This window comes from Baaleninema sp. (assembly GCF_049974805.1).
In the GTDB taxonomy this organism is placed as follows: domain Bacteria; phylum Cyanobacteriota; class Cyanobacteriia; order Cyanobacteriales; family Geitlerinemataceae; genus Baaleninema.
In genome coordinates, this window is the sequence record NZ_JBNGCO010000053.1 from 1 (window position 1) to 12274 (window position 12274).

8 protein-coding genes and 1 pseudogene are annotated in these 12274 nt (G+C 50.3%); 6 read left to right on the plus strand and 3 right to left on the minus strand.

Translation table 11 applies throughout. The features are described from left to right. Positions 1-438: pseudogene (locus ACP5D4_RS11770) on the minus strand (hypothetical protein); the annotation flags it as partial. Between the two features lie 473 nt (positions 439-911). Here ACP5D4_RS11770 and ACP5D4_RS11775 point away from each other — a divergent pair. Continuing rightward, positions 912-1334: a hypothetical protein gene (locus ACP5D4_RS11775; RefSeq protein ID WP_428011821.1), complete on the plus strand. Its 423-nt coding sequence runs from the start codon at positions 912-914 to the stop codon at positions 1332-1334. A gap of 202 nt (positions 1335-1536) precedes the next feature. After that, positions 1537-3891, plus strand: coding sequence for a TIGR03032 family protein (locus tag ACP5D4_RS11780; RefSeq protein WP_428011822.1), 2355 nt, complete (start codon positions 1537-1539; stop codon positions 3889-3891). Positions 3892-4124: 233 nt separating this feature from the next. On the opposite strand, the gene ACP5D4_RS11785 is transcribed toward ACP5D4_RS11780, so the two are convergent. Beyond that, the gene (locus ACP5D4_RS11785; protein WP_428011823.1) at positions 4125-5195 is read right to left on the minus strand and encodes a ribonucleotide-diphosphate reductase subunit beta; all 1071 of its coding nucleotides are present in this window, start codon (positions 5193-5195) and stop codon (positions 4125-4127) included. 146 nt (positions 5196-5341) lie between these two features. Then, the gene (locus ACP5D4_RS11790) at positions 5342-7606 is read right to left on the minus strand and encodes a ribonucleoside-diphosphate reductase subunit alpha (protein ID WP_428011824.1); all 2265 of its coding nucleotides are present in this window, start codon (positions 7604-7606) and stop codon (positions 5342-5344) included. 621 nt (positions 7607-8227) lie between these two features. On the opposite strand from ACP5D4_RS11790, the gene ACP5D4_RS11795 reads away from it, so the two are divergent. From ACP5D4_RS11795 to ACP5D4_RS11810, 4 genes are all read left to right on the plus strand, one after another. Beyond that, on the plus strand, positions 8228-9232 hold the full coding sequence (locus ACP5D4_RS11795; protein ID WP_428011825.1) for a pentapeptide repeat-containing protein: 1005 nt from the start codon (positions 8228-8230) through the stop codon (positions 9230-9232). 123 nt (positions 9233-9355) lie between these two features. After that, positions 9356-10141: a hypothetical protein gene (locus ACP5D4_RS11800; protein WP_428011826.1), complete on the plus strand. Its 786-nt coding sequence runs from the start codon at positions 9356-9358 to the stop codon at positions 10139-10141. 50 nt (positions 10142-10191) lie between these two features. Beyond that, positions 10192-10857, plus strand: coding sequence for a CheR family methyltransferase (locus tag ACP5D4_RS11805; protein ID WP_428011827.1), 666 nt, complete (start codon positions 10192-10194; stop codon positions 10855-10857). Positions 10858-11101: 244 nt separating this feature from the next. Then, positions 11102-12223 carry a site-2 protease family protein gene (locus ACP5D4_RS11810; protein ID WP_428011828.1) on the plus strand — a complete coding sequence of 374 codons (1122 nt, stop codon included), beginning with the start codon at positions 11102-11104 and terminating at the stop codon, positions 12221-12223. Positions 12224-12274: the final 51 nt, after the last annotated feature.

Here is a 12274-nt window from a genome sequence, read left to right on the forward strand (position 1 = left end):
AATGCCGCCGCCGTGGGTTTTGCTGGAATTGCCGGAGACGGTGGAGTCGGTGAGGGTGACGTCTCCCTTGCTGTAAATTCCCGCCCCATCATCTGTCCCCGTGGTCTTTCCCCCAGTTAACTTCAGACCTTCCACCGTCAGGAGAACGTCCGCCGTCACGTTAATCACGCGAGACTTCCCATCTGCATTAATGGTGAGGTTTGTCGCTCCCGGTCCGCTTAGGGTTAGCTCTTCGGAAATTGAGAGTTCAGTCCCGTTCAGGGTAAGGATTCCCGTTAATCCCGAATCAAACTCAATGATGTCGGCTCCTGAGTCACCGGCTACCGAGCCATCGACTGGGGAATTGGTGTTGGCGGCTTGAATCGCCTCCCGTAGCGTAATGAAGCCATCTCCAGATGTAGTGTTGTCGTCCAGTGAGGTAACGGTGATGGTAGCCATACCCTGTCTCCTTGAGAATGAATTGGATAAGCGTCGCTCTCTATAGCCAGTCCATTGCAGCGAGTCGGGATTGAGGTTCTTCTCAGCCTCGAACGGGGGGAGAAGCCGTCCAGGTTTCACTCTTGAAATGGAGTCGCCATATATCAACTGAGCTTGATGGAATAGTTCGGTTTCCTACGAAGTGAGATTCGCCAAAGCGAAGCTTAACGATAAAGCGATGATGACTTGATACGATAATAACCTACAAAAATTCAGCGTTGTTTAAATTTTTTGTGATTTTTCGGTAAAGTTGGGCGAAAGTTTATCGTTTGCACCCCATAAAAACTATGGACAAACTCCGCTTAAATCTCGGCTGTGGCTCAAGGTTTTTACCGGGATATCTCAACGTCGATAAGTTTGGAAATCCCGATTTACAATTTGACCTCGAAACGTTTCCCTGGCCGTGAAAAAATGACAGTGTAATCGAGATTCAATTGGTTCACGTTCTGGAACATTTGGGTCAACAAACTGACGTTTATCTCAAAATTATTCAGGAGATGTATCGCATCTGTTCTGATGGTGCAACGGTGCGAATTGTGGTTCCCCATCCCCGTCACGATAACTTCCTTCACGATCCCACTCACGTGAGAGCGATTACACCGATGGGGTTGACAATGTTCTCGCGCCGTGCTAGTCAAGTGTGGCAAGAACAGGGTCGATCGAACACGCCGCTGGCACTTTATCTCAATGTGGATTTTGAGTTAGTGAAAACGAATTTTGTCCCCAGTCAATTGTGGTTCGATCGATATCAAAACCGTTCTGCGGATTTACAGCTACTTTTGCAGGAAAGCGCTCTTTATAATAATTTAATTGAAGAGATTGAAATGGTTTTGAAGGTTGTTAAACCGAAGGTTTGACTTTGGAATTATCAGATATTCGGCAGGGTGCATTTCAATTATGCAGCCCTCAACGCTCCCCTTCTCACACAATTGGGAGAAGGGGTTGGGGGATGAGGGTATGAGGAATTGTAAATTGCACAAGTGAGATTTACCCAGTTTAATAAATAGAGAAACAAAGATGGTCGCGAATCCTTCTTCTAAATCACCGGAAACTGAACCGATGCGAAGCGTTCACACCTCGAACTTTCCCGATATTTTAAAACAGTTGGGAATTTCGGTGGTGGTTTCGACGTATCAAGCGGGAAAACTCATCGTTCTGCGAGCAGAGAACAACTCGATTAACACTCATTTTAAGATTTTTGAAAAGCCGATGGGATTGGTTGCAGATCGCGAGAAAATGGCGGTCGGAACTGCTTTTCAAATTCGGGAGTTGCGGAACGTTCCCGCTGTTAGGAAAAAACTCGATCCTCCCGACAAACACGACGCTTGTTATTTGCCGCGAAATATTCGTGTCACTGGGGATATCGATATTCACGAAATGGCGTATATCGATGAGGAACTTTGGTTTGTCAATACGCGATTTTCTTGTTTGTGTACGCTCGATCGATCTCATAGTTTCGTTCCTCGTTGGAAACCGGCGTTTATCACTGCTTACGATTTGCGCGATCGCTGTCATCTCAACGGTTTAGGTATTCGCGAAAATCGTCCGAAGTACATCACCGCGTTAGGTGAAACCGATACGCCGAACGGTTGGCGAGAACGCAAAGCCGACGGCGGTATTTTGATGGATATTGAAAACAATGAATTCATCGCTCGCCAGTTGTCAATGCCTCATTCTCCCCGTTGGTATCGAGAGAAGCTATGGGTTCTTGAATCGGGAAACGGGAGTTTAGCAACTGTCGATTTAAACACCGGGAAGCTTACAACGGTTGTTGAACTTCCGGGGTTTACTCGGGGGATTGATTTTTATGGAAATCTCGCATTTATCGGATTGTCGCAAGTCCGCGAAACGGCGGTATTTAGCGGGATTCCCATCACGGAACGGTTGACGGAACGCATTTGCGGGGTTTGGGTGGTGAATATCGAAACTGGACAAATTCTCGCGTTTTTACGGTTTGAAGATGCGGTTCAGGAGATTTTTTCGGTACAGATTTTACCGGGAGTTCGCTTTCCTGAAGTCATCGATTGGGATCGGACTTTGATGGCGAGTTCTTATGTTTTACCGGATGATGCGTTAGCTTTGGTTGTTTCGGTTGACGGCGAAACGAGTGAAGGGGAGCGCGATAAAACGCCACTTCAAGAGAAGTCTAAGGAAAGCGAAAATCCAGAAGTTCTGTCTCAATTTGAATTAGGGAATCAATCTTACCATCAAGGAAATCTGACTCAAGCGATCGAGCAATATCAAAGTTGTTTGCAACGGGAACCGAACTTTATTCTCGCTCGTTATAATTTGGCGGTTGTTTTGGGAGAATGCGATCGCTGGCAGGAAGCGATCGAACAACTCAAACAGGTGGTCGATCGCGATCCGAAATCCGCACAAGCTTACAACCAACTCGGATTGAGTTACAGCCGAATTGCATCTTGGCAAAAGGCGATCGACTGTTACGATCGAGCCGTTTCTCTCGACCCCAATTTCGCACAAGCTCATTTTAACTTAGGCATGACACTGTTACAAGTTGGGGATTTTCAACGAGGTTTCGCCGAATGCGAGTGGCGTTGGAAAACAGGAGAGTTTACACCGTTTAACTGTCCGCATCCCCAATGGAACGGCGAAGAAATTACCGACAAAACTTTACTCGTCCACACCGAACAAGGTGCAGGAGATGCGATTCAATTGATTCGCTTTATTCCCCAAGTTAAACAGAAATGTCAGCGATTAATTCTCTGTTGTCCGCAACATTTAGAAAAGCTGTTTTCGCAAATTCCAGAAATCGATGAAATTTTATTACCTGGAACCATTCCGCTATCAGCTTTTGATACTTATGCTGCTTTAATGAGCTTGCCCTACCTTCTCAAAACGACAATTGAGACTATTCCATCTCAAATTCCCTATCTTAATTCAAAGTCATCGCAGTTTTTATTGTTAAATAATACCTCCGATCTTCCTAAAATTGGCATTGTATGGGGAGGAAGTCCAACGCAGAAAAACGATCGCAACCGTTCTTGTCCCTTAAAATACTTCATTCCCATTTTAGAACAGCCTGAATTTGAGTTTTATAGCTTACAAAAAGGCGATCGAACCACCGAATTATCCGAACTTCCCAAATCAATTTCCATCGAAGACTTGAGTTCTCAATTGCAGGATTTCAGCGATACAGCAGCGGCGATCGCACAATTAGATTTAGTGATTTCCGTCGATACCTCAGTCGCGCATCTCGCCGGAGCCATGGGAAAACCCGTGTGGACGTTACTCTGCGCTCGTTCCGATTGGCGTTGGATGTGCGATCATGACGATACCCCCTGGTATCCGACGATGCGTTTGTTTCGTCAGTCTCAACTGGGGGATTGGAAGAGTGTGTGCGATCGAGTTTCGCGTGACTTAGAAGATATTAGCAAAAAAAGAACAGAGGGATAGAGTCCATCTCAAAAATATAAATTCATCGGATACAAGCTTCGGAAGTCGAGCGAGCGGCTGTTGGGTTCCACTCCGTTCCACTCAACCTACTCAAAACTTTGTTCCGCATAACCTAGCTAAAACTACTCAAAAGTGTTAACAAAAAAGTATCCGTTAATCGGTTAGACCCTCTCTCGACAAAAAAAAGAGTTGAAAACAAAGTTCCCAACTCTTAAACCCTAAAACCCTCAAATTTAAATTTCGTCCCAACCGCTGACGCCAGAAGACATCACATAACTGGTGACTTGTGCTTCAAAGAAGTTCGCCTTGGTGTGTCCTTCGGCTTTCGTGTCCGAAAACCGTTCCAAATGGGTATAAGGACTCTTCTGATAGCGGGGTTCCGGATAAAGCGGTTCCAAACCGATGGCACGGAGGCGAATGTTTGCCAAATATTTCGTGTACTGTTCCGTGCTGGTTTCCGTAATCCCCAAAATGTTGTCGCCGACAATGTGGTTTGTCCACTTGCACTCGTGTTTCACCGCCGTATCGAACATCTCATAAATCATGTCCTTCGAGTGCGGGAACACTTCCATCGCCTCGGGCAGCATTTTCTGGAACAAGCGCACGTGAGAGAGTTCGTCGCGGTTAATCATTTTGAAAATGTCGGCACTTCCGGGCATTAACATCCGAGAAGCCAGGTTGTAGAAGAAAATGAACCCGTTGTAAAAATACAGTCCTTCGAGGAGATAGTCCGCCATCAGCGAACCGAAATAGTTCTCAAACGTGGGATCGTCCACATAATTCTGGTACTGTTTGGCAATGAACTCACAGCGATCGTGAAGGACTTTGTCGGTACGCCAAAAATCGTACACCGCAGTCCGTCGATCGGACGGAATAATCGTCTCGATCATGTATTGATATGCCTGATTGTGCAACGCCTCTTGGCTAATTTGTTCCGCCATGCACATGGACACTTCCGGGGCGGTGATGCTCACTTTCAATTGAGGCAAATTCACCGTTTGCACAGAATCGAGAAACGTTAGATAACTCAATACCCCGTCAAACGCTCGCCGTTCGTCTGGCGTCAGATTGACGTAATCCGTCACGTCCGGCGTAATATCGAGCCGTTCACTAATCCAGAAGTTTTCGCGCATTTGACGATACAACCCCACCGCCCAGTCATAACGCACGTCATTTAACTGCATCAGGTTGGTGGTGTCGCCCAACCAGATGGTGCGGTGGTTGGGATCGTCGTTTCCTTCGGGGTTGAAAATGGGATTGACGGGCATTTGCCCGGTATGGTTTCGATCTCGGGGATGAGTCATTTTGATTTTTTAGTGTTGAGACAACAAAGAAATCAGCGAGTCCAAAATTAACAAGGATATTGACAAGAACAACTAGGAAGATAAGAGAAATATCCCTGTCTTCCTAGTTAGTTTTCTCCCGTTTTCCCGCTTTGTGTCACGTGCTTTTAATTCGCACAAGCCACGCAAGCGTCGCCGGATTCTTTGAAGTTGTCTTTTTGGACGGTGCGGATGTAGTAGATGGCTTTACATCCAAGTTCCCACGCTAAAACCAAGGTTTCGTAAATGTCCTTGGCTTTAATAGATCGATCGGGTTCGTCGGGGAAGTAGATTCCGGCGTTGAGGTTAAAAATCAACTCCATGGAAATCCCGGTATCGATCCACTGCTGCATGGCAGCCACCGCGCGGACGATCTGTTTTTGGTCGATCGACTTGTTTTCTGGGTAGTACCAGAAATAGTCCTTAATATAAGGTGGCGCGATGGGGACGGTTCCTTTAGCCCATTTGTCGTAAAAGAAGCGACTATAGGCCGGAAGCACGCTGGCGGTGCAGCCTTGGACTAAGGAAGAAGATGTGTTCGGTGCGATCGCCGTAATGTGAGAGTTACGAATCCCGTGCTGTTGGATGTCCCGAGACAATTCCGCCCAGCGTTGGGGGTCTTGGGCGTTCTCTTCAAACCAAGGCAGGGGTTTGGCGCCGACGAGGTGTCCTTTACTCCACTCACTTCCTTTAAAAGCGGCGTAAGCCCCCCGTTCTTTAGCCAAGTCCGCCGAGGCACGGGTACAGTAATAGCCAATATCCTCGAAAAGGTTGCTGATTTTCTCTAACTCGTTGTAAGACAGACGGCGTTTAGCCAGCCAATCCGCTAGTCCCATAGCGCCGACGCCGATGGTTCGATACTTAGCGTTGTGGGTTTCACTAGCCTCGAAGGGAGTATGAGTTAACTCGATGGTGTTGTCGAGGATGCGGACGGCCACTTCGCAAATTTCGGGAAGTTCGCCGTCTTCGATGTTGGCCAAATTCAGCGAATCCAGATTGCACGTATGGGCCTCTTGTCCCGGTTTCACGTTCGACCAGGATTCTTGACAGAGGTTTCCGCCGGGAATGTAACCTTCGTGTTGGTTGGGGTTGGCGCGGTTAGCGGTGTCTTTAAACCACAGGTAGGGCATCCCGGTTTCGACCTGGGTGCGCATGACGTGCTTGAACAACTCCCGCGCGTTGAGTTGTTTGTACAGGGTTAGCTCTTTATCGAGGCTGGCTTCGATTTTACGGTAGGCGTCCTCGAATGCTTCACCCCATAATTCGGCCAGTTCGATTCCTAGTTTTTTACGGACTTCGTAGGGGTCTACGAGAGTCCAGGTTTCGGCTTTCTCCACCCGCCGCATGAATTCGTCGCTGATGACGAATTGGGGAAAGATGTCGTAGGCTTTACGCCGTTGGTCGCCATTTTCGGTTTGACATTCGAGGAATTCGGGAATGTCGAGATGCCAAACGTCTAAGCTGACGGTGACAGCCCCAGCCCGGCGACCTCCTTGATTAACGGCGATCGCGGTATCGTTGAGCAGTTTAATCCAAGGAATGACGCCGCCGGAGGCGTTGGGTTTGTTCATCACCCAGCTTCCTGTGGCGCGGATGCGGCTGACGTTGACGCCGACGCCTCCGCCGTTTTTGGAGATTCTGGCGGTGTCGGTAATGGTCTCGAAAATGCTTTCGAGGTTGTCGTCCATGGCGGCGATGAAGCAGGACGACAGGGAGCCTTGAGGGACTCGCAGGTTGGCGAGGATAGGGGTGGCGAGGGAAATTTTACGGGAGGCGATCGCTTCGTAAAACCGCTTAGCCCATTTGAGACGTTTTTCGGGGGCTTCGGGAGACGCTAGAAGTAGGGCGCAGGTGAGGAGCGCCTCTTGGGGGAGTTCGTTGGGAAGTAGGTAACGCTTGGTGAGAAGAACAGCCCCAGCGTAGTCGTAATCCATGTCCCAGTCGGAGTTTATCCAAGATCCGGCTTCTTGCAGCTCGTCGAGGGTATAGGTCAGAATACGAGAGTCGTATTCGCCGGCTTGGACTTTGGTGAAGACGGTTTGGGCGTAATCTCCGTATTGATAGCCGCGACTGACGAGGGCGTTTTTCCACAGACTCCAGATGTGGAGTCGTCCGGCGACGTAACGCCAATCGGGTTCGGCTGGGGAACACATCCCTAGGGCGCAGTCGATCAGGTTGTCTTGAATCTCCCGCGTGGTGACTCCGGTTCTCAGCCGCGTGGTCAATCCTGCTTCGAGAGTGATGGGGTTCGCGTCTAACCCCTGACAGGCCCAACTGACCACCTTACGAATTTTCGTGACGTCTAACGGCGCAGGGGAACCGTCGCGGCGCACGACTGTTATTTTCGCCGCGTCTGCGGGAACGATGGTGTTGAGTTCTAGGGTTGAGTGCATAGAGGTGCAGCTATTCTCGGACTGAGAAACAGTGTACGACAATTTTTTGGCTGGCGCTATCGGTAGTGTGGGGTTTGAAATAAAAGCATAGAAACGACTAGATGTAGTGCTAAGATTTGGCAAGAATCTTGACGAGATGTTATTCTTATTTTTGTCTTCTTTTAAGGGTTTTGTTGATTAAAAAAACAATATTTACTATTGATTAAAAAAACAATATGCAGGAAACGATCGAGCGGGTTCTCGAGAGCGATCGAAGACCGGGGAAGGCTCGGAGATAGCGAAATTCCGGGGGTGGGCAGTGGGGAGGGGTGGCTCGATCGGTGTTGAACGCCTCAGAAATGCTTTCACATCACCAGTACGATCGATCTCGATAAATTTAAAGATTTATCACATTTTTTTAATCCTTTATCGAAGGGTATTGAAGTCTTTTACAATAATAAAAAGGGGAAGTGAAATACTAATCCGTAGAATCGCGATCGATCCGCCCTCGTCGAAGCAGAAACAACCGAGAAAGTAAGACAGAAAACTCGGAGATCGATCCGTAAAAGTGCGGAGTCAAAAACGACAACGATCGCCAAACGGATAATTCAATGACTTCTCCAAAAATTGGAGGATTCCTCAATGGACAGCAGTGAAATTTTACGGCGGTATTTATCCGGCGAACGGGACTTTCGCGGAGCGAACCTCAGAGCGGCGAACCTCATCGGCGCGAAGTTGGTGCGATCGAACTTTTCCGGCTCCAACCTCAGCGACGCTTCGATCGCCCGCGCCCACTTAGAACGGTGTTTTCTCCTAGAAGCCAACCTCAACGGGGCGTTCTTGTACGGCACGAATTTGAGTTTCGTCAAACTCCTGGGTGCGTCTTTGATGGAAGCCGATTTAACGAAAGCCAACTTACAAGGCGCTCAACTGGCGAAAGTGGATTTGCGACGGGCGAAACTCAGCGGTGCAATTCTCAAATGGGTGAGTCTGTTTCGCGCCAACCTTCCCGGCGTGAACCTGTGCGGGGCGAACCTCAACGGGATTAACTTGCGCTCTGCCAACTTGGAAGGAGCAAATCTCAACTGGACGAACCTCAACGGAGCGCGGTTGAGCGGGGCGAACCTCAAGGGCGCTCAACTCAACGGCGTCAAGCTTCAAGGGGCTTGGATGAACGGGTTGAAACTCGGCGAAATCGACTTGAGCGGTATGGAGTTGGACGAGGTGAAACTCAGCGGTGCGAAACTCCACGGCGCGGATTTTACGGGCAGTAATTTGACGCGATCGCAGCTGCGGTTTAGCGATCTCGGCGACGCCAATTTCCAAAAAGCCAACTTGCAACAGAGCAATTTGCGCGGCGGACAACTGATTCACGCCAATTTGATGAAAACTGACTTGCGGGAAGCGGATTTGCGGAACGCCGATCTCAGCCATACGAATCTCAACCTGGCTGTGTTGGCGGGAGCGGATTTGACGGGGGCGGACTTGCGCGGCGCGTACCTCTGGGGTGCGGATTTAGACGGCGCTTGTCTGCGGGGTGCGGATTTGCGCGGTGCTAGTTTGCGCGGTGCGGCGGTTATCGGCGCAGATTTACAAGATGCGATTCTCGACGGCGCCACGATGCCAGACGGTTCGGTACGCGGGTAATGAGGTGATGGGATGAGGGGATGAGGGAATGAGGGGGAATTCTTCCCCGGCTCCCCCTCTCCTCATCTCCCAAACTGAAATAATGTGCCACAATCGATCGAGACGGTTTCGGGGAGATGTGACGTGACAGCAACGACCGATCGCGATCGCCGACAGTTTGCCGAACGCAAGATCGATCAGTTCGCGCGATCGAAAATGTCGGGGATGTGGCCGAAACTCGATAAAGCCACGTTAATCGAACAATTGCGATCGCGCGTTCGCAATCCCCTTTGCATCGACCAGGGAAAACAGCCTTTGTGCGGGCCGGCGTCGATCGCCTTCGCTCTGGCTCAGAAAGACCCCGTGCGCTACGTGCAGATTTGCCGCAACATCTACCAACTCGGGGGCTTTTACGGCACTACGAAATGGATTACCGCCTCCGACGCCTTGCAACATCAGGGCGGAAAACTGAATATGCCTCAACTGGATTGGATGTTTCAGGCGACGCTGCGGGAGGCGGAAAACCAAATTTTTCCGGTGTGGGCTGATGCTCCGGAACTGCTGCGAAACCTCAGCGGGATGACGAAACCCTGGGAAATAGCGGGATGGACGCAGCAAGTGCTGCAATACGCCAACGTTACGTCTTATCCGGCGTATTTGGGGGGAGATGTGGAAGCGTTGGAAGCGGCCGAGAGTGCGGTGGCCTCTGGTGGGGTGGCGTTTGCGTTGGTCAACGCGGACGGTTTGCTTCTTGAGAAAAGTCCCCCGATGTCCTATCCGAGTCATTGGATTGTGTTTTTAGGGAACCTCAAACGGGACGGCGATCGATTCCGCTTCGATGTGTATTCTTGGGCCCGCAAACAGTCGGTGACTTGCGAGTTGGCTTCGCTGAAAAAACATTTGTGGGATGTGGTCGTCGGTCGTCCGTGACTCGGTTCTGGCGTGGTTTCTCGCCGTCGGACTGTTCGATCGCGCTTTTTATGGATAACATCCCCACCGAAACCTCTTTTTTTAGAGATCTCCAGGTTTTTGAAGCCCTACGACAATCAATTTTTCCCGAACTGCTGCGACGACATCGGCTCGATCGTCAGCTTAATTTATGGTCTGCGGCTTGTTCGAGCGGTCAGGAAGCCTACAGTTTGGCGATTTTACTGCGCGATTACTTTCCCCTACTCGCCCAGAATTGGACTCTTAACTTCCTGGCCAGCGACGTTTCTGAAACCATGCTGGCGAAAGCGAGATCGGGGATTTACGACGATTTAGAAGTCCATCGCCGCCTTCCGCCGAAGTTCTTGCGCCGTTACTTTCATCAAGAGGGATCTCAGTGGGTGGTCTCCGACGAGATTCGCTTGATGGTGCAGTTTCAGCAAATCGACCTCCTGCAACCGCTGCCGCCTCTGCCGACAATGGACGTGATTTTTCTGCGAAATCTGTTGATTTATTTCGATCGACCCACTCAAGCCGAGATTCTCAATAAAATGCGGCAGGTTCTCGCCCCTGACGGCTACCTTCTCCTCGGTGCCACGGAAACCCCCCTGCGCTGCGACACGCGGTTTAAACCCGTGGCCGTCGATCGAGCAGTTTTTTTTCAAATCCGTCCCCCGGACGATGCGGCCGGCGGTCGATCGCGCCATACTGGAAGCTAAGATAAACAGTTGTAACGGTTTGTGTGGCTTCTCTCATTTTTTAGGGATTTTTTGTGCCGACAGTGGGAGAACCCGAACCCTCATCGACGGCAAACCCCCTCACCACAGGGTCGATGCTTGTTTAACAAAACGTTACAATTTTAATAGTTCGAGCGACTCGGTTCGTCAGTCCCGATGTTTTCCAGGGTTTGAGTTGGACGGTTCGAGCCGCTCTCGCACAGCACTCAATGGAGGCGCTAATTCTATGAATGGCTCGTTTCGCGTCGGAACCCTATTTGGGATTCCCTTTTACATCAACGTCTCGTGGTTTCTGGTGTTGGGACTCGTGACCCTTAGCTACGGCGGCGGACTCTCGGCACAGTTTCCCGAACTCGGAACATTTCTTCCGTGGATTTTAGGATTGGTTTCGGCACTGCTGCTGTTCGCGTCGGTTCTGGCGCACGAACTCGGACATAGTTTCGTGGCGAAAAGCCAAGGCATCGATGTCAAATCCATTACCCTGTTCCTCTTCGGCGGACTGGCCAGCTTGGGACGGGAATCGGAAACCCCGGCTGAGTCCTTTTGGGTCGCCATTGCGGGTCCGCTGGTGAGTTTGATGCTGTTCGGGTTGTTTAGCGGCATCGTCGCCACTACGTCGCTGTCGGGACCCCTGGCTGCCATCTTGACCTTGCTGGCATCGATTAACTTGATTCTGGCGTTGTTCAACTTGATTCCCGGTTTGCCCCTCGATGGCGGAAACATCCTCAAAGCCGCCGTGTGGAAAGTGACGGGAAACCCTTATAAAGGGGTGGTTTTCGCCAGTCGCGTCGGACAAGCCATCGGTTGGTTGGCTATTGCTTCGGGTCTCCTTCCTCTGTTCTTCAACGGCGGGTTGGGATTCTGGAACGTCTTAATTGGATGGTTCCTGCTGCAAAACGCCGGAAGTTCGGCACAGTCGGCGCAGATTCAACAAAAACTCTCGAATTTGACGGCGGCTGATGCGGTGACGGAAGACAGTCCTGTGGTTCCCGATACGCTGTCGCTGCGGGAGTTCGCCAACGAGTACGTTATCGGTCGTCGCAACTGGCGTAAGTATTTGGTGACGGACGAAGCGGGTCAACTGGTGGGTTCGATCGCCGTCGGCGATTTGCGACAAGTTCCAACTTCGGATTGGCCGAAGGTTAGCGTTGCGGAACTGACGCAACCGATTTCCCAAAACATTATTGAGAGCGATCGACCCTTGTTAGAGGTGGTGACGCTCCTCGAAAGCCAGAAGATTACCGAACTTCCGGTGGTCGGTCAAAACGGAACGGTTTTAGGTCTGTTGGAGAAAAGCTCGATTATTCGCCTGCTTCAGCAACAGGAAACCCAGACGAAAGCCGCGTAACTGGCTTGGGAGGCGATAACCGGATGAGGAGATAAGGAGATAATCGAACCC